Origin of the sequence: Kineothrix alysoides, from assembly GCF_000732725.1 — a bacterium.
In the GTDB taxonomy this organism is placed as follows: Bacteria; Bacillota; Clostridia; order Lachnospirales; family Lachnospiraceae; genus Kineothrix; species Kineothrix alysoides.
On sequence record NZ_JPNB01000001.1, the window covers coordinates 1321723 to 1343722 of the forward strand.

General features: G+C 44.4%; 19 protein-coding genes. 17 read left to right on the forward strand and 2 right to left on the reverse strand.

All coding sequences use genetic code 11. The annotated features are described in order from the left end of the window. Positions 1-32 precede the first annotated feature (32 nt). The 16 genes from spoIVA (at position 33) to CC90_RS22170 (ending at position 18243) form a co-directional block, all read left to right on the forward strand. Positions 33-1514, forward strand: a complete 1482-nt coding sequence (spoIVA, locus tag CC90_RS0106240; protein ID WP_031389937.1) for a stage IV sporulation protein A — start codon at positions 33-35, stop codon at positions 1512-1514. A gap of 174 nt (positions 1515-1688) precedes the next feature. Beyond that, a complete protein-coding gene (locus tag CC90_RS0106245) occupies positions 1689-2510 on the forward strand; it encodes a purine-nucleoside phosphorylase (RefSeq protein ID WP_031389938.1) in 822 nt (273 codons plus the stop codon). 46 nt (positions 2511-2556) lie between these two features. Then, the gene (locus CC90_RS0106250; protein ID WP_031389939.1) at positions 2557-2997 is read left to right on the forward strand and encodes a cytidine deaminase; all 441 of its coding nucleotides are present in this window, start codon (positions 2557-2559) and stop codon (positions 2995-2997) included. A 103-nt stretch (positions 2998-3100) separates the two neighbouring features. Then, the gene (locus CC90_RS0106255; protein WP_031389940.1) at positions 3101-4399 is read left to right on the forward strand and encodes an amidohydrolase; all 1299 of its coding nucleotides are present in this window, start codon (positions 3101-3103) and stop codon (positions 4397-4399) included. A gap of 41 nt (positions 4400-4440) precedes the next feature. Next, positions 4441-5166, forward strand: coding sequence for an MBL fold metallo-hydrolase (locus tag CC90_RS0106260; protein ID WP_031389941.1), 726 nt, complete (start codon positions 4441-4443; stop codon positions 5164-5166). Continuing rightward, positions 5154-6896: a MutS-related protein gene (locus CC90_RS0106265; RefSeq protein WP_031389942.1), complete on the forward strand. Its 1743-nt coding sequence runs from the start codon at positions 5154-5156 to the stop codon at positions 6894-6896. Before CC90_RS0106260 ends, CC90_RS0106265 begins: the two co-directional genes overlap by 13 nt. Before the next feature lie 27 nt (positions 6897-6923). Next, entirely contained in the window at positions 6924-7403 is a 480-nt protein-coding gene (gene rnhA / locus CC90_RS0106270) for a ribonuclease HI (RefSeq protein ID WP_031389943.1), read from the forward strand. 96 nt (positions 7404-7499) lie between these two features. Then, positions 7500-8288 (forward strand): YjjG family noncanonical pyrimidine nucleotidase, encoded by a 789-nt coding sequence (locus tag CC90_RS0106275; protein ID WP_051869307.1) that lies wholly within the window; start codon positions 7500-7502, stop codon positions 8286-8288. Position 8289: 1 nt separating this feature from the next. Beyond that, complete coding sequence (locus CC90_RS0106280; protein WP_031389945.1) at positions 8290-9285, forward strand: helix-turn-helix transcriptional regulator; 996 nt, start codon at positions 8290-8292, stop codon at positions 9283-9285. Between the two features lie 44 nt (positions 9286-9329). Beyond that, on the forward strand, positions 9330-10502 hold the full coding sequence (locus CC90_RS0106285; protein ID WP_031389946.1) for a pyridoxal phosphate-dependent aminotransferase: 1173 nt from the start codon (positions 9330-9332) through the stop codon (positions 10500-10502). Between the two features lie 277 nt (positions 10503-10779). Beyond that, positions 10780-12963: an anaerobic ribonucleoside-triphosphate reductase gene (nrdD, locus tag CC90_RS0106290; RefSeq protein WP_242843253.1), complete on the forward strand. Its 2184-nt coding sequence runs from the start codon at positions 10780-10782 to the stop codon at positions 12961-12963. A gap of 3 nt (positions 12964-12966) precedes the next feature. Next, on the forward strand, positions 12967-13479 hold the full coding sequence (gene nrdG / locus CC90_RS0106295; protein WP_031389948.1) for an anaerobic ribonucleoside-triphosphate reductase activating protein: 513 nt from the start codon (positions 12967-12969) through the stop codon (positions 13477-13479). Positions 13480-13519: 40 nt separating this feature from the next. Beyond that, positions 13520-13954, forward strand: coding sequence for a dUTP diphosphatase (locus CC90_RS0106300; RefSeq protein WP_031389949.1), 435 nt, complete (start codon positions 13520-13522; stop codon positions 13952-13954). Between the two features lie 152 nt (positions 13955-14106). After that, entirely contained in the window at positions 14107-15513 is a 1407-nt protein-coding gene (locus CC90_RS0106305) for a spore germination protein (protein ID WP_031389950.1), read from the forward strand. A gap of 75 nt (positions 15514-15588) precedes the next feature. Continuing rightward, on the forward strand, positions 15589-16458 hold the full coding sequence (locus CC90_RS0106310) for a DegV family protein (RefSeq protein ID WP_031389951.1): 870 nt from the start codon (positions 15589-15591) through the stop codon (positions 16456-16458). A 285-nt stretch (positions 16459-16743) separates the two neighbouring features. After that, positions 16744-18243 (forward strand): IS1182 family transposase, encoded by a 1500-nt coding sequence (locus CC90_RS22170; protein ID WP_242843254.1) that lies wholly within the window; start codon positions 16744-16746, stop codon positions 18241-18243. A 133-nt stretch (positions 18244-18376) separates the two neighbouring features. On the opposite strand, the gene CC90_RS22970 is transcribed toward CC90_RS22170, so the two are convergent. Both CC90_RS22970 and CC90_RS0106325 read right to left on the reverse strand, forming a co-directional pair. Next, positions 18377-19282, reverse strand: a complete 906-nt coding sequence (locus CC90_RS22970) for a CAP domain-containing protein (RefSeq protein ID WP_051869308.1) — start codon at positions 19280-19282, stop codon at positions 18377-18379. Between the two features lie 504 nt (positions 19283-19786). Next, on the reverse strand, positions 19787-20962 hold the full coding sequence (locus CC90_RS0106325) for an IS110 family RNA-guided transposase (RefSeq protein WP_031389953.1): 1176 nt from the start codon (positions 20960-20962) through the stop codon (positions 19787-19789). Between the two features lie 288 nt (positions 20963-21250). On the opposite strand from CC90_RS0106325, the gene CC90_RS0106330 reads away from it, so the two are divergent. Continuing rightward, entirely contained in the window at positions 21251-21688 is a 438-nt protein-coding gene (locus tag CC90_RS0106330) for an NUDIX hydrolase (protein ID WP_031389954.1), read from the forward strand. The last annotated feature ends 312 nt before the right edge of the window (positions 21689-22000 follow it).

Genomic DNA, 22000 nt, shown 5'->3' on the forward strand with positions numbered 1-22000 from the left:
TAACAGCAAATATGGAAGGGGAAACTTTTTTTATGGACGCTTCACATACACATAATTTATACAAAGACATACAATTTAGAACCGGAGGAGAAATCTACATAGGGGTGGTGGGACCGGTCAGAACCGGTAAGTCTACGTTTATCAAACGTTTTATGGATATTATGGTTTTGCCCTATATGACAGATGAACATGAAAAGACAAGAGCACAGGATGAACTGCCCCAAAGCTCCGGCGGAAGGACTATTACGACCACAGAGCCGAAGTTTATTCCGAAAGAAGCTGCCAGGATTTCTCTTGGTGAGGACATCAATGTTAATGTCCGCCTGATTGACTGCGTAGGCTATATGGTAGAAGGCGCCAGCGGTCATATGGAAGAGGATATGGAGCGGATGGTAAAGACGCCTTGGTCTGCGGAGGAAATTCCCTTTACACAGGCAGCGGAAATCGGTACGCGCAAGGTAATTAATGACCATTCCACTATAGGCATCGTCATAACCTGTGACGGCAGCTTCGGAGAGCTTCCAAGAGAAAATTACTTACCGGCAGAGGAGAGAACCATTCAGGAGCTTAAGAGAATACATAAACCGTTTATCGTATTAGTAAACACGGAGAAGCCCTATTCGGAGAGCGCTATCAAATTGGCGGAGGAAGTGGGCAGGAAATATCAGGTCAGCGCGATGCCCGTAAACTGCGAGCAATTGAAAAAGGAAGACATCAATGGAATTATGGAAAAGATACTCTACGAATTTCCGCTTACTATGGTGGAGTTCTATATGCCCAAGTGGGTGGAGATGCTTCCGAATACCCATAGAATGAAGGCTGACATCATTACGAAGATAAGAGAGCTCATCGGGCAGATAGGTTGTGTAAAGGACGTGGTATCCGGCGGAATTCAGATAGAAAGCGACTATCTGCGCAAGTGCAAGGTGGAGGGAATCGACATGGCTACCGGCTGTGTTACGGTGGCAGTGGATGTAGATGATTCTTTCTATTATGAAATGTTAAGCGATTTAATCGGAGAAAACATCACAAGCGAATACCAGTTGTTATCCGTTCTGAGGGAAATGGCGAAGATGAAAACGGAATATGTAAAGGTTCTTCATGCAGTGGATTCTGTTCGAGGCAAGGGCTATGGAGTGGTAACTCCTGAAAGAGGCGAAATCACTTTGGATAAACCGGAAATCATCCGTCACGGGAATAAGTTCGGTGTAAAAATCAAAGCGGAAAGTCCCAGCATCCATATGATACGGGCGAATATCGAAACGGAAATTTCTCCCATCGTAGGAACCGAGGAACAGGCGCAGGATTTGATCCGTTATATTTCCGAAGCTGGAACAAGCGAAGAAGGAATGTGGGAAACCAATATTTTCGGAAAGACGGTGGAACAGCTTGTAAATGACGGAATCACGGGAAAAATTGCGATGATCGGCGAAGAGAGTCAGGTAAAACTTCAGGAAACCATGCAGAAGATAGTGAATGACAGTAATGGCGGAATGGTTTGTATTATCATATAAAAATTTCAAGGAGTAACTGTTTTGCCGGAGGCGGCAGGGCAGTTACTTTTTTTCTGCGTAATGTGTACAAATTATGGAACTCGTGTTATATTTATTTCATCGATGTTCTATAAAATAAAGGGCAATAATTACTTCTGAAAAGCAAAATAATATAAAAAGATGGAGGTATACGAAATGAATGCGAGCTATGATAAATTGATGAAATGCTTTGAAAGTTTTAAAGAAAAGGTGGATTTCAAACCGAAGGCAGCTATCGTGTTAGGCTCCGGGTTGGGAGATTTCGCCGATACCATTGAAGTGGAGGCAGAGCTTTCCTACAGCGAGATAGAAGGCTTTCCGGTTTCTACCGTTCCGGGACATGCCGGTAAATTTATCTTCGGATATGTAGGGGATGTGCCGGTAGTATGTATGAAAGGAAGAGTACATTTTTATGAAGGCTATCCGATATCGGATGTGGTGCTTCCCATTCGCCTGATGAAGCTGATGGGCGCGGAGATTTTGTTTTTGACCAACGCTTCCGGCGGCGTGAACTATGATTTTAAGGCGGGAGATTTAATGCTGATTACCGATCAGATTTCCTGCTTTGCACCGAATCCGTTAATTGGAGCGAATATAGAGGAGTTAGGAACTCGTTTCCCCGATATGAGTACTGTTTACGATAGGGATTTGCAAGATATTTTGAGGGAAGCTGCCAGGGAGAGTGGTGTGCCTATGAAAGAGGGTGTTTACGTTCAGCTTACGGGTCCTTCTTTCGAGTCTCCAGCAGAAATACGCATGATACGTACTTTAGGAGGAGATGCGGTAGGAATGAGCACGGTAGTGGAAGCAATCGTGGCGAATCATATGGGCATGCGGATCTGCGGAATATCCTGCGTGTGTAATTTGGCGGCGGGCATGACGGAGAACCCTTTGACCCATGTGGAAGTACAGGAAGCTGCGGATAAGGCGGCACCTTTATTTACCAAGCTGGTGTCGGAGAGCGTAAAACGGTTTTAAAATATAAGCGTGAAGATTTCCCACGAGATGGAGGCTTTGAAGCGAAGTGACAGATAAAGAAACGAGAGAAACCCTGATAAAGGAAGCGTTGGAGGCCAGGAAGATGGCCTATGTGCCTTATTCACATTTTATGGTGGGAGCAGCGCTTCTCACGAAGGAAGGACGGATTTATCGGGGCTGCAATATAGAAAATGCTGCCTATGGGCCGACGAATTGCGCGGAGCGTACTGCTTTTTTTAAAGCGGTAAGCGAAGGGGAAAGGGCCTTTGCGGCGATTGCTATCGTGGGGGCACCGGAAGGAAACCCGTCGGCGCGGGAAGAAATAACCGGATATGCAGCGCCTTGTGGCGTATGCAGACAGGTAATGGCCGAGTTCTGCAGACCGGATGATTTCGAAATCATCGTGGCCAAGTCTCCGGATGATTATTATGTGAGGATGCTGGAATCGCTATTGCCGGACAGTTTCGGGCCGGCCAATTTGATATAAGAAATGGGTAAAAAACACCCATAATGAGTAAAAAGCGCTTATAATGAGTAAAAAACATTCATGATGAATAAAGAACACTTATAAGAAGGGAGTCTGTACCGCTATGAATATTCGTTTTTATAACGCGAGAATATTGACGATGGAGGAGAACGCGCCTATTTTCGAGGGAGAAGTATGGGTCGGCGATGAGAAGATTATTTATGTAGGCGATGGGCTGAATATGGACGAGTTCTATCGTCGGAGAAATATCACATGTATGATATGGGATGAGGAAATCGACTGCGAGAGAAATCTGCTGATGCCGGGCTTTAAAAATGCCCATACTCATTCAGGGATGACCCTTCTTCGTTCCTTTGCAGACGATCTTCCGCTGCATGAGTGGTTGAATAAACAAGTATTTCCCATAGAGGCTAAGATGTCACCGGAAGATATTTATCATCTGACCAAGCTGGCAGTGTTAGAATACCTGACCAGTGGTATTACATCTATTTTTGATATGTACTTGACGCCCGAGTCCGTAGCGAGGGCATGCAGCGATACGGGGATGCGATGTGTGCTGACGGGAGCGGTGAACAACTTCAGCCAATCAGTGGAAGCGATGGAGAAATGGTATGGAGAACTGAACGGCAAAGCCCCGTTAATTAGCTTCCTTCCCGGCTTTCATGCGGAATATACCTGCTCTAAGGAACTGATACAGGATATCGCGTCCATGGCGAAGCGTTTGAAGGCTCCAGTTTATGTACATTTAGCGGAGACAGAGGAGGAGGTTGCAGGCTGCGTGGAGCGCTATGGCCTGACACCCGGAATGTTCCTCGATTCTCTCGGGATGTTCGAGTACGGCGGCGGGGCTTATCACTGCGTATATCTGACCGAAGAAGAAATCGACCTTTTTCAGAAAAAGAATATACATGTTATTACGAACCCGGGTTCCAATACGAAGCTTGCCAGCGGAATCGCACCAATTAACGACTTTCTGAAGGCCGGGCTCAATATCGCTATAGGTACGGACGGCCCGGCCAGCAATAATTGTCTCGATATGTTTCGGGAGATGTTCCTCGTTACCGGTCTTGCAAAGCTTCGGGAAAAGGACGCTTCTGCAGTAGATGCCATGGAGGTTTTGAAGATGGCTACGGTAAACGGCGCAAAGGCGATGCATCTGGAGAATGCCGACATACTGGCACAGGATAAACTGGCAGACATCATCATGATCGATTTGTGCCAGCCAAATATGCAGCCCATCAATAATATTGCGAAAAATATTGTATACAGCGCAAGTAAGCAGAATGTAAAAATGACGATGATTCACGGACGCATTCTTTACCGTAACGGAGAATTTTATCTAAAGGACGAAGCTTTGTCCATTTATGAAAAGGCAAATGAAATTATAAACCGATTAAGATAGATATAAAATCAAGAGAGGAAAACGGGAAGAGAAGAAAAAATATGAAGGTGACTTATATTTATCACAGCGGATTTTCCGTTGAATTGGAGCAATGTGTACTGTTGTTTGATTATTATATAGGGAAGTTGCCGGAGTGGGAGCCGGAAAAACCAATATATGTGTTTGCGTCTCATAAGCACAAGGATCATTTTAGTTTGAAAATTTTCGACTTGGTCAGTCAATATAAAAATATACATTTTTTCTTGGGCAGTGACGTGAAGCTTAGCGAGAGCTACTTGGAGAGAAACCATGTAGCCCCTGCCGCGAGGAAAAAGATAATGAACGTGGGAAAAAACAAAACCATACAATTCGGCGATATGGAAATACGCACGCTTCGTTCTACGGATGCGGGTGTAGCTTTTATTGTGAATGTGGAGGGAAAGTGTATTTATCATGCAGGGGATTTGAATTGGTGGCATTGGGAGGGAGAGCCGTCCCCCTTCAACGAGGATATGGAGAAAAATTACAAAAGGGAAATAGACAGCATAAAGGGCATAAGCCTTGACGCTGCTTTTGTGCCCTTGGATCCAAGGCTTGGAGCTGCTTATGGCTGGGGAATGGATTATTTCCTTGAAAACACAAAGGCGAAGATGGTTTTTCCCATACATATGTGGGAAGAATACGGTTATATCGGTAAGTATAAAAAAACTCAAATCGGTGCAGCATACAGCAATCACATTGCGGATATAAGCGCACCGGGACAGGAATTCGATTTATGGAATATTTAATTTTTGCCTTGACCATATTGGCTTTTATCGTGCTGATTATGTTCAAGGGTTTTTTGGATGATAGGAAGAAAAGGGCTGATTTCATCGTATGGCTTCGGAATAATTACGGTACTCTGCCGAGGAGGGAAGAAATTAAGCCGGAGGAGTTTGAAAGGATTTCCTGCTATTTCAGAAGACATGAGGCGAAGGGCTATTATGTCGATGATATTACGTGGAATGATTTAAATATGGACAGCATCTTTAAGAAGATGAATTATGCGTATTCTGCGGCAGGAGAGGAATATTTATATCATCTGCTGAGAACTCCGGCTCAGGATACGGGTAAGATAGAGCGATTGGAGAAACATATTCGTTTTTTTATGGAGCACGAAGAGGAGAGAATAAAATTTCAAGTTTTTTTTGCAAAGCTTGGACGGACGGGAAAACATTCTATTTATGATTATCTGAACTATTTGGATTTATTGGGAGAAAGAAGCAATAAGAAGCATTATTGGGGAGATTTGGGAATTTTGTTTTCCCTTCTTGCCATGTTTTTTTCCGTGTCGGCAGGTGTAGTGCTTCTTTTATTTTTTATTTGCAGAAATATTATCGTATATTTTAAAATCAAGAATGAAATCGAGCCGTATATTACCAGCTTTGGCTACATACTGAGGCTGCTTCGGAGCGTAGATGATATCGTAAGGCTTTCTTCAGAGGGGTTTGAAGAGGAAATGGAAGAGCTGAAAGCTTGCCGGAAGAAAATGAGCAGGTTCAAATCGGGATCTTATATTATTATGTCTTCTGCCAGAATGAGCGCGTCCGGCAATCCAATAGAGGTCTTATTGGATTATGTCCGCATGACCTTTCATCTGGACCTGATCAAATTTAACAATATGTTGGCAGAGGTGAGGAAGAATATCGACACCATCGACAGGATGCTCACCATCAGCGGCTATATGGAGGCAGCCATCGCAGTGGGGGCGTATCGTACCTCCTTAGGAGGGGCCTACTGTCTTCCTGAGCTAAACGACTATGAGGGACTGCATATAGAGAATATGTATCATCCTTTAATTGATAATCCGGTAAAAAACAGCATATCTACGAAACGGGGAATCCTGCTTACCGGTTCCAACGCGTCGGGTAAATCCACCTTTTTAAAAACGGTCTCTCTGAACGCCATTCTGGCCCAGACGATACATACCTGTCTGGCGGACAGCTATAGCGGCAGTCCCTATCGCATAATGTCTTCTATGGCTCTTCGGGACGATTTGTCAGGAGGAGACAGCTATTATATTGTGGAGATAAAGTCCTTGAAGCGAATACTCAATCAGGCGGAGTCTGCGGACCGCGGCCAGGATCGGGAGAACTTGGATTCGGCGCGCTGCTTTTGCGGGAATAAAGTGCTTTGTTTTGTGGACGAGGTGCTGCGGGGAACGAATACAGTGGAACGTATCGCGGCGTCTACACAGATACTAAAGAGCCTTGCCAAGGGAAATGTTATCTGCTTTGCGGCCACACACGATATAGAACTGACGCATCTGCTTGAGAATGATTATGATAATTATCATTTCGAGGAGGAAATACAGGGGGACGACGTAGTATTTAATTACAGGCTTATGGATGGACGGGCCACGACCCGTAACGCCATTAAGCTTTTGCGCGTCATGGGATATGATGAGGATATTACTCGCAGCGCGGAGAATCTGGCGGAGGAATTCATTGCAAAGGGTGTTTGGAAGGCCCACGAGTAGACTGCCTGAAAGGAATGGACAATAAAAATGAATGTAAAGATATATACGGATGGATCCGCAAGGGGGAACCCTGAGGGGCCGGGAGGCTATGGAACCGTCCTGCAGTATGTGGATGGGAAAGGAACCCTGCATGAGCGGGAATATTCGGCAGGTTATAAGAAGACTACCAATAACCGGATGGAGCTGATGGCAGTAATCGTAGGACTGGAAGCGCTGAACAAGCCTTGTGAGGTGGAAGTAATATCGGACTCCAAATATGTTACCGATGCCTTCAATCAGCATTGGATGGAGGGCTGGCTTAAGAAGAACTGGAAGACCAGCGGGAATAAGCCGGTAAAAAATGTGGATTTGTGGAAACGCTTGCTGGAAGCGAAAAAGCAGCATCAGGTGAAATTTACATGGGTAAAAGGACACGATGGACATCCGGAAAACGAACGCTGCGACAGGTTAGCAACATCGGCAGCGGATGGGGATGAATTGCTTGAAGATTTTGTGCAGGAGCAGTAATGAAGTTACTGTTCACACAGCAGCTTAACACTTGCTGTTAAGCTGCGTAAGAACGTGATGCAAGAGATGATTTCTGCTTCGCGGAGCGAATTTTAAATGCAGAAATCATGCGTTACTGAGAACGGAGTGAACAGTAACATAATAAATGCTTTCGCCCATGAGAATATGAGTGAGAAAGAGGCGGATATGGGAAAATTTGAAATCATATTGTGGGATGTGGACCAGACCTTATTGGATTTTAAACGTTCCGAAAACTATGCGGTCCGGTATTGTTTCGGACTGTTCGGACTGAAGGTAACGGACGAAATCGTAGCAATGTATTCAGGAATCAATGAAGGCTTCTGGAAACGCATCGAAAAAGGGGAAATTACGAAAAAGGAAGCGTTGGTAGAGCGGTTCCGTGCGTTTTTTTCACAAATTGGAGTAACCGGGGTGGAACCGGAGGAGTTTCAAATGCATTATGCGGATGCGTTAGGCAGCGTATATTATTATCAGGATGATTCCTATGAGCTGGTGAAGCAGCTAAAGGGGCAGTACAGACAATATCTCGTAACCAACGGAGTTACTCATACTCAAAGGAAGAAGTTGAAGCTGTCAGGACTTGATCAATTGGTAGAGGATATTTTTGTTTCGGAGGAAATAGGCGTTCCTAAGCCTCAGAAGGAATATTTCGACAGATGTTTTTCCCGCATTCAGGATTTTGACAAAGAGAAAGTTATTATCGTAGGAGATTCCTTAAGCAGCGATATGCTTGGAGGAAACAATGCCGGACTTGTTACTTGCTGGTATAATCCCGGAGGGCTTAAGAATGAGTCTGAGGTTAGAATCGATTATGAAATTAAGAACTTGCAAGACATTATATCTGTTTTGAAAGAGGAGCGGTAAGATGCCCAAATCATCGGAACAGAAATTAAAGCTCTTATATATTACAAGGATATTGAATGAGCAAACAGATGAAGAACATCCAATGCCGACAAAGATGCTGATCGACGAGCTGGCAAAATACGGTGTCACAGCAGAGCGGAAATCTATTTACAGCGATATTTCCCTTCTTGTGAAGTTCGGATATAATATTGTCTATACCAAAGTAAAGCGAGGGGGAGGGTATTTCCTCGCTGAGAGGGAATTCGAACTGCCGGAGTTAAAACTTTTGGTAGATGCCGTACAGTCATCCAGGTTTATCACCGCCAAAAAGTCCCGGGAACTGATTGAGAAGCTGGAATACCTTGCGGGGCAGCATGATGCCGGACAGCTCCGGCGCCAGGTATATGTGGCGGGACGCATCAAGGCGGAGAACGAAAGTATCTATTATAATATCGATCACATACATAGAGCCATTCAAGAGAATATTCAGATTTCTTTTCAATATTTGGACTGGACGCTGGAGAAAAAGTTAAAGCCCCGGAAAGAAGGAGTTAAATATTGCATCAGTCCATGGGCCCTGACATGGCAGGATGAGAATTACTATCTGATAGCCTATGATAAACATGCGGATAAGATCAAGCATTACCGGGTGGATAAGATGGGTGGGATCGAGTTGCTTCCCGGTGAACCGAGAGAAGGGATAGGCTCGTTCGGGCGTTTCGACATAGGGGCATATACGAATAAGACCTTCGGAATGTTCAGCGGTGAGGAGGTAACTGTCGCTTTGCAGATGCCCGACAGGCTGTTGGGAGTGGTCGTTGACAGATTTGGAAAAGACGTGGATTTAAAAAAGACAAAAAGGAGCACTTTTTCGGTAAGGGTAAAGGTGGCTGTCAGCGAGCAGTTTTTCGGGTGGGTCACGGGACTCGGAGCGGAGGTCCGGCTTCTTTCCCCCCCATCGGTGGTAATGCAGTATGAGGAATATCTGAAAAAAATTATAGAACAATATGAAAGGTAAAAGACCGGATAAAGCTATTTCGGCCTTTCAATGAGTGATGAAACATGGAGCTTAAAGCCGCGTCGAGGATGAAGGACTTCGAAGAAGGAATTTTTCAAGTATTAAATGAGAAAAAGAATGAATTTTTAGCGCAGGGGCGTAAGGTATACAACCTATCGGTGGGCACTCCTGATTTTAAACCGGCGAAGCATATTATGGACGCAGTGGCACAGGCTGCGATGGAGCCGGACAACTACAAATATGCCCTTGTGGATTTGCCGCAGTTGACCGAATCAGTCATAGGCCGTTTTAAAAGGCGCTACGGTGTAGTGCTCAAGGCGGAGGAAATTATGTCTGTTTACGGATCGCAGGAAGGAATTACTCATATTGGACTGACTTTATGCGATGAGGGGGACGTGGTGTTAGTTCCTAATCCGGGTTATCCCATATTCTCAATCGGTCCTGCCCTTGCAGGCGCCAAGCTGGTTCCGTATGACTTGTATGAAGAAAACGGTTATCTTCCTGATTTAGAGGGAATGGATAAGGAGCTTCTTAGAAAAACGAAATTCATGATAGTTTCCTATCCGATGAATCCGATTTGCAGGACGGCTCCGAAAAGCTTTTATGAACGCCTCATTCCCTGGGCGAAGGAGCATAATATCATCATTATTCACGATAACGCTTATTCCGACATCATATACGACGGGAGGGAGGGTATTTCGATTCTGTCCATACCAGGAGCGAAGGAGGTCTGTGCGGAGTTTTATTCGCTGTCCAAATCCTATAACTACACCGGTGCCAGAATGGGATTTTTGGTAGGAAATGAAGAAATAGTAACCAATTTTAAAAGACTCCGTTCTCAGATCGATTACGGAACCTTTCTTCCGGTGCAGTACGGCGCTATTGCAGCATTGAACGGACCGGACAATATGATAAAGGAACAGTGCAGGGAATATCAAAGACGCAGGGATGCGCTCTGCGGCGGGCTCCGTTCCATCGGCTGGAATATCCCCGACAGCGAGGGAGCTATGTTCGCGTGGGGAGCCATACCGGAAGGCTATGAGGACGATGTGGAGTTCGTTATGGAGCTTTTGGAAAAGTCAGGTGTACTCTGCACTCCCGGAAGCAGTTTTGGCACTCTTGGCAGGGGACATGTTCGATTTGCGCTCACCATACCGGTGGAAGAAATCGAAGAAGCGGTAAATGCGGTTGAACGTTCAGGCATGATTGTAAAATAAAAAACAATTAATTTTTTGGATAGCAAGCAAAAAAAAGAATGGTTATTTGGTACAAAATACCCCTTCTTTTTTTGTTAAATTTTCTCCGGTACAAACATTGACACTTATAGTTTAGTATTTTATACTATGTATACCACAAAATATTGGATGGATTTACATATTTGTTACCATATATAGTGAGAATGGATATGTATACGCATTACGGGCATTTTAGAGAGGGTTGTGCACGTCATGCGTATTTTACACCAAGAGGGGGAAAAGATAGGAGGTCAAAGGAATGAGTAAGGATAACTCAACAGGAAATACAATCGATTACGAAAAGGAATTCAAGCTGGAGAGGAACGTAAAGGTCATTAAAAAGGATGGGAGCCTCGAAGCGTTTAATGTACAGAAGGTAGTCGATGCGGTAGGAAAGAGCGCGTACCGCGCCTTAACGAAATTTACAAAGGAAGAGAAGCAGCATATTTGTCAGTATGTGATAGATAAAGTCATGGACTTGGGGCAGGATGAAATTCCTATTCCGATTATGCATAATATCGTGGAAAGTGCCTTGGAAGAGGTAAAGCCCATCGTTGCTAAGAGCTATCGCGATTACCGTAACTATAAGCAGGACTTCGTGCGAATGATGGACGATGTATATAAGAAAAGCCAGTCCATCATGTATGTGGGTGACAAGGAGAACGCTAATACGGACAGCGCCTTGGTATCCACGAAGAGAAGTCTTATTTTTAATCAGTTCAACAAAGAACTATATCAGAAATTCTTCATGACAACAGAGGAGATTCAGGCATGCCGGGACGGCTATATTTACGTACACGACATGTCCGCCCGCAGGGACACGATGAACTGCTGTTTGTTCGATGTGGGCAACGTTCTCACCGGCGGCTTCGAAATGGGAAACATATGGTACAACGAGCCCAAGTCTCTGGATGTGGCCTTCGATGTGATCGGAGACATCGTGCTCAGCGCGGCAAGCCAGCAGTACGGCGGGTTCACTGTTCCCGAGGTGGATAAGATACTGGAGCCCTATGCGGAAAAGACCTACCAGAAGAGCATCGAGAAATATAAAAAACTGGGTATTGATACTGAAACAGCAGAAGCAGAGGCTTACGCCGACGTTCTGAGGGAATTCGAACAGGGCTTTCAAGGTTGGGAATATAAGTTCAATACGGTTGCCAGCAGCCGCGGGGACTATCCCTTTATTACGGTGACGGCGGGAATCGGTACGGGACGCTTTGCAAAAATGGCTACGATTTGTTTGTTGAACGTGAGAAGAAGAGGGCAGGGTAAGAAGGAATGCAAGAAACCGGTGCTCTTCCCGAAAATCGTATTTTTATATGATGAGAATCTGCACGGAAAGGGAAAGCCCCTTGAGGACGTTTTCGAAGCAGGAGTGAAATGCTCCGCGAAAACGATGTATCCCGATTGGCTGAGCCTTACCGGAAAGGGCTATATCGCCAGTATGTATAAGCAGTATGGCAGGGTAATTTCACCTATGGGCTGCCGTGCCTTTTTATCTCCATGGTATGAAAAAGGAGGTATGCACCCTGCGGATGACAAGGACGTTCCCGTTTTTGTGGGCCGGTTCAATATCGGTGCAGTTTCTCTGCACCTTCCTATGATTCTCGCTAAGGCGAGACAGGAGAGCAAGGATTTTTATGAGGTGCTGGATTATTATCTGAATCTGATTCGCCAGCTCCACATACGTACCTACGCATATCTTGGGGAAATGCGGGCGTCTACCAATCCCTTGGCATACTGTGAGGGAGGTTTCCTCGGCGGAAAATTAAAGCTGATGGACAAAATCAAGCCTATTTTGAAATCCGCTACAGCCAGCTTCGGTATTACGGCATTTAACGAACTGCAGGAGCTGTATAACGGAAAGTCCTTAGTAGAGGACGGTCAGTTCGCACTGGAAGTTTTAGAACACATCAATCAAAAAATTAATGAGTTCAAGCAGGCGGATGGAAACCTGTATGCTATTTACGGTACTCCGGCGGAAAATTTATGCGGACTTCAGGTAAAACAGTTTCGGGCAAAATACGGAATCATCGAGGGCGTATCGGACAAGGAATACGTATCCAACAGCTTCCATTGCCACGTATCCGAGGACATTACGCCTATCGAAAAGCAGGATTTGGAATACCGCTTCTGGGAGCTGGCAAATGGCGGTAAGATTCAATATGTGAAATATCCTATCGACTACAATATGGAAGCGATTAAGACCCTGATTCGGCGGGCGATGGATATGGGATTTTATGAGGGGGTTAATTTATCTCTTGCTTACTGCGATGACTGCGGCCATCAGGAGCTGGAAATGGATGTCTGCCCGGTATGCGGAGGCAAGAATCTGACGAAAATCGAGCGCATGAACGGTTATCTGTCGTATTCCCGTGTACATGGCGATACGAGACTGAATGAGGCAAAAATGGCAGAAATTGCAGAAAGGAAGAGCATGTAAATAATGAGGTATCACAATATTACCAAGGACGATATGTTAAATGGGGACGGTCTGCGGGTTGTTTTGTGGGTTTCCGGCTGCTCTCATTGCTGTAAGGAATGCCATAATCCTATTACGTGGGATCCGGACGGAGGGCTTTTGTTCGATGAAGCTGCGAAACAGGAAATTTTTTCGCAGCTTGATAAGTCATATATTTCCGGTATTACCTTTTCAGGAGGGGATCCGCTGCATGCGGCCAATCGATTGGATGTCCGTAACCTGATGGAGGAAATCAAGGAGAGATATCCCGATAAGACCATATGGCTGTATACGGGAGATCTGTGGGAGGATATTTTTCATTACCCGCTGCTCCAATTTGTGGATGCGCTGGTAGACGGAGAATTTAAGGTGGATTTGAAAGATCCGAAGCTCTTATGGAAGGGAAGCAGCAATCAGAGAGTAATCGACGTACAGAAATCTTTGATGCAAACGGATTCTAAAGTACCGATTCTTCATTGCAGCAATTATTCGCAGTAAGGCCATTTGTATATCACAGGACGACGGGAGAGAACAACACGTGAAGACAATAAAAATTAAATATTTTACCGACAAAATCGAAAAACTTACATATATAGAGGGGAAATCCGACTGGATTGATCTTCGTGCCGCGGAAGATGCGGATATAAAGGCGGGAGAGTTTAAGCTGATACCGCTTGGCGTGGCGATGGAGCTTCCGAAAGGTTATGAGGCGCACATCGTTCCGAGAAGCAGCACCTTCAAAAACTTCGGCATCATCCAGACCAATCACCAGGGCGTGGTGGATTGCTCATACTGTGGGGACAACGACCAATGGTTTATGCCGGCCTATGCCTTAAGAGATACGCATATTTCCATTAACGACAGAATATGTCAGTTCCGCATCATGGAGAATCAGCCCCGTCTTTGCTTCGAGGAAAAGGAATCTTTGGAAAACGAAGATAGAGGTGGAATCGGAAGCACCGGGAAACAGTAACGAAAGATTGTTTTGAATAAGAAGCTCTTTCCAAGACATAATAAAATGAGAATGCGAACACCGCACATTTTATGGTGAAATGGAAGGAGTTTTTTATGGAGACGGAATCAAAGGGAACGCGAAGCGGCGGGGAACAGATAAAACAGGAAAAAATGTGGCCCTCCTTAAAAGAAAATATGAAGTATTTAAATGACGAGCTGGGAGTCGGAGAAAATTATGATATCGTATACCGGGTCGTACAAGTGGGGGGGAGAGAAGCCTGCATTTATTTTATCGACGGTTTTTGCAAGGATGAAATCATGCAGAAGCTATTACAGCTGTTTATGGCGATGAAGCCGGAGGAAATGCCGGATAATGCCCATGAAATGTCCAAGAAAAACATCCCCTATGTGGAAGTGGATCTGCAAACGGATTGGGAAAAAATTATTTATTTCATTATGTCGGGAATATTTGCCCTTTTTATCGACGGCTATGAGCAGTGCCTTTTAATCGATTCGAGGACTTATCCGGCCAGAAGCGTATCAGAACCTGAAAAAGACAAATCGCTCAGGGGCTCGAAGGATGGCTTCGTCGAAACCCTCGTGTCCAATACGGCCTTAATCCGCAGACGTATCAGGAGCACAGACCTTCGCATGGAGATATTTTCTGCAGGGGAAGCATCCAAGACCGACATCGTTCTCTGTTACATGGCAGCAAGGGTTGACCACGATTTTTTGGAGGAGCTGAAAGCGAAGATTCAGCGCATACAGGTGGATGCTCTTACGATGAATCAGGAAAGCCTTGCGGAATGTCTTTTCGACAAAAAGTGGTTCAATCCTTTCCCGAAATTCAAATTCACGGAGCGTCCGGATACTGCTTCGGCGCAGATATTGGAGGGGGATATCGTTATCCTTGTGGACAATTCTCCTTCTGCCATGATTACTCCGACTTCGATATTCGATATCGTGGAAGAGGCGGATGATTATTATTTTCCGCCGATAACGGGCTCATACCTTCGCTTGACCAGGCTGCTGATCGCGATATTGACCTATTTCGTGACACCAACCTTTTTGCTGCTTATGGCGCATTCCGATTGGATTCCCATTAACTTTCAGTTCATTTCAGTAAAGGAAACCATGAACCTTCCTTTGATATGGCAGTTCCTCATATTGGAGCTAGCCATAGACGGACTCCGTCTTGCGGCGGTCAATACTCCGAGTATGCTGAGTACACCGCTGAGCATTATGGCGGCCCTCGTTTTGGGGGAGTTTTCTGTAAAAAGCGGGTGGTTTAACAGCGAGGTCATGTTATATATGGCATTCGTGGCAATTGCCGGCTATACTCAGCCAAACTATGAGCTGAGCTATGCGCTGAAATTCATGCGCATACTGAATCTGATACTGACTCAGCTATTCGGTATCTATGGATATATTGCGGCGATTATTGTATTTGTGATTGCTATCGTATCGAATAAAACGGTTTCGGGGAAGAGTTATGTGTATCCGCTGATTCCCTTTAATCCGAAACAACTGTGTAAAAGGCTGCTGCGTTACAGGCTGCCTCATTCCGAAAAACAATAAATTGAATTTTCATACGAGGAATGATAGAATAGAACAATATAAGAAGAATATAGATAGGATAAGGAGGAATGGGGATTGTCTGATTTCAAAATCATAACGAATACTACGGCAGACTTGCCGCTAAGCTATATCGAGGAAAACGATTTAGGTCTGATGATTTTTAACTACACGATAATGGGAGAGACCTACAGCAGAGGACATGAGTTGGACTGGAAGGAATTCTATGAGCTCATGAGGGCAGGAAATATGACGACCACCTCTCAAGTCAATCCGGAGGAATGCAGGGAATACTTCGAAGAATATTTAAAAGAAACGAAGCAACTGCTTTATTTATGCTTTTCTTCGGGACTCAGCGGAACCTATAGCAGTGCATGTCTTGCGGCTCAGATGGTAATGGAAGAGCATCCTGACTGTAAGATTGCCGTGGTGGATACGAAGTGCGCTTCTATGGGAGAAGGACTTCTTGCACATAAGGCGGTTCAGCTTAAAAAAGCAGGAAAAACGATGGAGGAAACTATCGCTTGGGTTGAGGAAAATGTTCCTCACCTGATACATATGTTTACGGTGGACGATTTAAACCATTTATATCGTGGCGGCCGGGTGAGCAAGACGGCGGCAATCGTTGGAACGATGGTAGGAGTCAAGCCGGTGCTTCATGTGGACGACGAGGGACATTTGATTCCGATTGCCAAGGTGCGGGGGCGCAAGAAATCTTTGAATGCGCTGGTCGATTTCATGGAGGAAAGAATGGGAAAATATCGGGATGAAAATGATATTGTTTTCATCAGCCACGGAGATGCATTAGAGGACGCTGAATTTGTCAGAGATGAGGTAAAGGCCAGATTTGGAATCGACAGCTTTCTGATTAATCATATCGGTCCTACTGTAGGAGCACATTCGGGCCCCGGAACAATTGCGCTTTTCTTTATGGGTGAAGTCAGATAGCAGTGGGCAAGGAACGCCAATAGAGAAAGTACACCCATAGGGTAAAAAGTGCATGGGGTAAAGAGCACTCATACACTCATAGAGTAAAGAATATTCACGGAATATTTAAATAAGACAGCGGCTTTTTCTTTTATGAAAAAGCCGCTGTCTTCAGACTGTAGACAAAGTCCCACGCACTTGCGTGGGCTTTTTCTGTAAAAAGAGTCAAAAGTTCAGTGTACATGCAGACTTTTGGGCTCTTTTTTGGTACAATGGGAGTAACAAAATAAGGCGGTGCGCATACTTATGATGACTCAGAATGCAGATAAAAAAAGAGAACAGATTCAATTCCTATGTATGGATGACATGGTCCCAAAGGATCACCTTTTGCGGATCATTGACCAAGCCATTGACTGGAACTTTATCTATGGACTGGTGGAGGAATCCTACTCTCCGGACAACGGCCGTCCCAGTATGGATCCGGTCATGTTGATCAAGCTTCCGTTTATCCAGTATCTCTATGGAATTAAAAGCATGCGCCAGACCTGTAAGGAGATTCAGGTAAATGTAGCTTACCGCTGGTTCCTTGGACTGGATATGATCGATCCCGTTCCCCACTTTTCTACTTTTGGAAAGAATTATACCAGACGGTTCAAGGATACGGATCTTTTTGAACAGATCTTTGCAAGGATTCTGGCCGAGTGTTACCGTTACCGGCTGGTGGACCCTACAGAAGTCTTCGTGGATGCCACCCATGTGAAAGCAAGGGTAAACAATAAAAGGGTACAAAAGCGGATCGCTCATGAGGAAGCTTTGTTTTACGAAGAGCTGCTAAAGAAAGAAATCAATCAGGACCGGGAGGCCCATGGAAAGAATCCGCTGAAGGAGAACAGCGAAAAGGACAAGGATGACGATCCCAGTCCCCCTTCCGGTGGAAGCTCTTCCGAGGAAGGTCAAAAGACTTCTTTCGTGGATACCAAGACCATAAAGTGCAGCACCTCAGACCCGGAAAGCGGATGGTTCCGCAAAGGGGAACATAAGCATGTATTTGCCTATGCCGTGGAAACCGCCTGTGATAAAAACGGATGGATCCTTGGATATACCATTCATCCGGGCAATGAACATGACAGCAGGACCTTTCCGCAGTTGTACGATAAGATAAAAAACATAGGAATAAAAACACTAGTGGCGGATGCCGGATACAAAACGCCAGCAATTGCAAAACTTCTGATGGATGACGGGATCCGTCCGCTTCTGCCTTACAAGGCTCCCATGACCAAAGAAGGATTCTTTAAGAAGTACGAGTATGTTTACGATGAGTATTATGACTGCTATCTGTGTCCCGGTGATAAAATCCTGACCTATAAGACCACAAACCGGAATGGGTATCGGGAATATAAGAGCTGCGGGGAGACCTGTGGTAGCTGTCCTTCCCTTTCCCGGTGTACCGGTAGCAAAGATCATGTAAAAACGGTAACACGGCATATTTGGGAACCGTACTTGGAGCGATGCGAAGAAATCCGTCACACTTATGGAATGAAAGAACTCTATGCAAAGAGAAAAGAAACCATAGAAAGATTATTTGGAACTGCGAAGGAGAATCATGGTTTTCGCTATACACAGATGTTTGGAAAAGCCCGGATGGAAATGAAGGTCGGGCTTACCTTTGCCTGTATGAATTTAAAGAAGTTGGCAAAAATGAAGGAAAGAAAAGGACTCGTAAACGATACTGATTCAGGTTTCTGGTCACAAATATATAAAATCCCTCAATGGATAAGAAAAATAGAGTTAGGATTTGCATCCTAACTCCGCTTTGTCTACAGTCTGAAGACAGCGGCTTTTTCTTTTATGAAAAAGCCGCTGTCTTTGAAATCAGGAAATATATAGGAGCAATATTTCTGATTTGTGATAGTTGAATTTGTCAGGATTGCTGTTTTTCTTAGTAGGTAAACAGCTGTGACCAGTAAGGGGTGCTGCCGTTCAAATAATAGCCTACGCCGATGGAGGTGTAGTTCTTATTTAAAATATTCGCTCTGTGTCCTTCGGAGTTCATCCATGCGTTTACTACGTCTTCAGGAGTAGCCTGACCCCATGCGATGTTTTCTCCAGCGCCGCGGTAGCTGATTCCGCTTTCCTTAAGAACGGATGAGAAAGAGCTTCCGTCAGGTCTTGTGTGAGAGAAGGACTGTGTAGTTTCTTGCGCGCGAATCTGTGCTGCAGCGTTCAATTCGCTGGTCATCGTAAGAGCGGAAAGACCTGCTTTTGCTCTTTCGGCATTTACTAAATCTACGACTTGCTCTACATAGCTTTTATTTGTATTGGTTTCCGTGCCGGAGTTTCCGTTACCGGAATTGTTTGTGCCGGGAGTAGTTGTGCCAGTTCCGGGTGTATTCGTATCGGGAGTGGTTGTACCATTACCGGAATTGTTTGTATCGGGAGTAGTTGTGCCAGTTCCAGGCGTGCTTGTGTCGGGTTTTGTTGTGCCGGTTCCAGGTGTGCTTGTGTCGGGTTTTGTTGTGCCGGTTCCAGGTGTGCTTGTACTGGGTTTAGTTGGGCAGGTGCTGGGAGTGGTCGTACCGGTACCCGGGTTGCTTGTACTTGGATTAGTAGGACAATTGGTGCCGTTATTGGCGGACTGTAAGTAATCCTTAATGGAATCGGTATTGACGCCCATTCCGTTCAATACGGATTCCAGATTGGAGGAATTTCCTACGATTACTTGCTGGGTGGGGCAGTTACTATTCAGTTGGCTCTGGAGCTGGCTTACGTTTACGGGACATTGTCCTGCAAAATTGCCTCCTCCGATAAGTGTTGTTGCTACGAGTATGCTTGGTAATAAGTTCATATTATTTCCTCACTTTCTTTGAAATGAAATATTTCGGGTGTATTACGTAATTGTTACAAATGTGTTACAAGAAGATACTAACATAAAAAAAATTTGATTACAATGGAAGTTGATGGAAGAGATGGAAATACGTTGGGATGAGATTGGGAAAGTGTCCTTCAGGGTCGTGAAATGATATCTTATGTGATTTGACTTATGTGATTTGACGCACAGAGATAGGGGTAGGGGGTGAACATTAATATTTTAGTGTGGAATATAAAGTGTATGCGGACTTGAAGTTATGGAATTTGAATTAAGTGATGTATGCATATTGGATATTTAGTGTTGATAGTCGGGAACAAAGGCTGTATCCTATAGTTAGAAATTTAAAATTTGAGGTGACAAACTATAAATAGTCAAGGGGTTTTTAAAAAAAATCTTTAGTGATAAAAAAGGATATAGCAAACAAGTCATCTGAAAACACCGTATTTCAGATGGGATAATGATGTTCTTATGATACAGCTGCTATTGGAGCTTCTGAGCGTTAAAGTCTACCCCTTGCCTCTCCAATGCATGGATGACTCTAACAAGTTTCTTTGCCACATGAGTGATAGCAACCCTGTGGGGCTTGCCTTCTCCCCGTTTTTTCGCATAGTAGGCGGCGAATGTCATATCAAAGCGGATTAAAGGAAGGCAGCAATTGATGAGGACATACCGGAGCCCCGGCGAGCCATGTTTTACCATCCCTCCTCCGTGTGATTCTGTTCCGGAATCGTTTACACCTGGTTCGATCCCTGCAAATGCGAGCATCTGGGCTGGTGTTGAAAAGTTCGATATATCTCCATATTCCGAATAGATAACGGCGGCAGATATAGTCCCGATGCCAGGAACAGACATATAGTGAGGATGTACTTCCTCGATCAGCTTGTTGATTTCTGTTTCAAGCGTGTCAATCTCTTTTACGAGAGACTGGTACAGGGTGAGCAGGCTGTTCCGTTCCACATCAAAAATAGAGTTGTTTACACCGACCGTATTGGCGGCAAGCTCCTTTAACCGAAGGAACTGTTGGGGAGAAAAATTACCCCTTGATAAAGAGCGGAGCTTCTCATAGGATGCGGAATTCATTCTTGCCATCTTTTCGGCGGAACCGTAGTTTTCAAGCAGATACAGAGCGGTCTTAGAGAAACGCTCATGAAAGAAGGGCTTGAATTCGGGGAAGGTGTGATCCAGCACATTGGTAATCTTTACAAGATAAAAAGAACGCTGTCGAACTAGTCTGTCACGCAAACGAGTTAATGACTTTAAGGAATAAGCGTGGTAAAATCCTTTTGAGTGGGGTTTGTACTCGACAGTCATTAACCACCGGGCTATTGATTCGCAGTCAACAGAGTCGGTCTTGGTTCGCCTTAGAGATGTGGATTTCTTGTATTCCTTGATGAGAACTGGATTAATTTCCATGAAGCTGTGGTTGGCATTTTCAAGGAAGAGTTCAAGATTGAGGGCATAGTGGGCTGTTGATTCAAACCCTATCTTTATGTCCTGAGGATTGGAGAGAGAATGAAAAATAGTGAGTAGCTGTTCAAAGCCTGCCTTATCATTTTTAATAGAAAACTTTGAAACAACCTTTTGATCCGTTGCTGAAATAATACAGCAATCATGTTTGTACTTGGAAATATCAATTCCAATAAAGTACATCGACATAGAGTTATACCTCCTGATATGTATTTTGGCACTGTTGTCTTCCACAGAGAATCCGGCTGTGTAATCACGTAAATAGAAACGTCAGGCGTTAACAAACTGATCAACAGTAATAGACGAAAAGCTGTGGTCTGAGTCACCTCGGAACAGTCAAAGCTGTAAATATATAGGTACAGATCCACAGTGCCTTATCAAATATATCAGAGATGGATTAAAATGCCCAGAGAATCTGGGAGAAAGGAAAAATCCAATTACCATCTGAGATAATTGGATTATACGTGATATATAATTATGGTAGAGGTTAACTTTTATGATCAGGTAGATGATGAGCTGCTTACGTTTGCTGTAATCATTGCGAAGACAAATGGAAGATGGATATTTTGTAAGCATAGGGAACGGAGTACTCTTGAGGTTCCGGGTGGGCACAGGGATGAGGGGGAAGATATCTTAGCGGCTGCCAAGAGGGAGCTTTATGAAGAAACGGGGGCCATTGATTTTGAAATCAGGCCGATATGTGTATATTCAGTAAAGGGGCAGACCCGGATAGATGAGAAATTAAAAGAAAAGTCTTTTGGTATGTTGTATTTTGCAAATATTCTGTCGTTTGAAAAGGAATTACACAGTGAGATAGAAGAAATATATATTATGGACGAACTGACAGAGAACTGGACATATCCGCTTATTCAACCTAAACTTATAGAAGAAGCAATTCGAAGAAATGTTATATGATTTGTGCTTTTATAACAAGAAACCGCCGATATAATACCGGCGATTTCTTAGACAAGTATTAGCAATCACATCTGTTTCTGCCGCCGCCACAGCCGCCACAGCAAAAGAGTAAAAGGATTAATATCAGACAACTGCTATCGATGCCGAAGTCGTTACAGCGATCACAGCGCCTATTACAGTCGCATCCTCTGTTAGGCCCGCATGTTGCACTTAAGTCACTCATTATTGTAGTTCCTAAAATTCACCTTTTTATATTATTATTCGATAAATTTTATTTTGTTACAAGAATGCAATTTTCCGACAATTGGACTT

Coding starts and splice junctions, on each gene's coding strand:
- CC90_RS0106275 (WP_051869307.1), top strand. CDS start 7,500: ATGCAGAAATCATGCGTTACTGAGAACGGAGTGAACAGTAACATAATA.
- spoIVA (WP_031389937.1), top strand. CDS start 33: ATGGACGCTTCACATACACATAATTTATACAAAGACATACAATTTAGA.
- CC90_RS0106285 (WP_031389946.1), top strand. CDS start 9,330: ATGGAGCTTAAAGCCGCGTCGAGGATGAAGGACTTCGAAGAAGGAATT.
- CC90_RS0106255 (WP_031389940.1), top strand. CDS start 3,101: ATGAATATTCGTTTTTATAACGCGAGAATATTGACGATGGAGGAGAAC.
- nrdG (WP_031389948.1), top strand. CDS start 12,967: ATGAGGTATCACAATATTACCAAGGACGATATGTTAAATGGGGACGGT.
- CC90_RS0106325 (WP_031389953.1), bottom strand. CDS start 20,962: ATGTCGATGTACTTTATTGGAATTGATATTTCCAAGTACAAACATGAT.
- CC90_RS22170 (WP_242843254.1), top strand. CDS start 16,744: ATGATGACTCAGAATGCAGATAAAAAAAGAGAACAGATTCAATTCCTA.
- CC90_RS22970 (WP_051869308.1), bottom strand. CDS start 19,282: ATGAACTTATTACCAAGCATACTCGTAGCAACAACACTTATCGGAGGA.
- CC90_RS0106260 (WP_031389941.1), top strand. CDS start 4,441: ATGAAGGTGACTTATATTTATCACAGCGGATTTTCCGTTGAATTGGAG.
- rnhA (WP_031389943.1), top strand. CDS start 6,924: ATGAATGTAAAGATATATACGGATGGATCCGCAAGGGGGAACCCTGAG.
- CC90_RS0106280 (WP_031389945.1), top strand. CDS start 8,290: ATGCCCAAATCATCGGAACAGAAATTAAAGCTCTTATATATTACAAGG.
- CC90_RS0106265 (WP_031389942.1), top strand. CDS start 5,154: ATGGAATATTTAATTTTTGCCTTGACCATATTGGCTTTTATCGTGCTG.
- CC90_RS0106305 (WP_031389950.1), top strand. CDS start 14,107: ATGTGGCCCTCCTTAAAAGAAAATATGAAGTATTTAAATGACGAGCTG.
- nrdD (WP_242843253.1), top strand. CDS start 10,780: ATGAGTAAGGATAACTCAACAGGAAATACAATCGATTACGAAAAGGAA.
- CC90_RS0106245 (WP_031389938.1), top strand. CDS start 1,689: ATGAATGCGAGCTATGATAAATTGATGAAATGCTTTGAAAGTTTTAAA.
- CC90_RS0106330 (WP_031389954.1), top strand. CDS start 21,251: ATGGTAGAGGTTAACTTTTATGATCAGGTAGATGATGAGCTGCTTACG.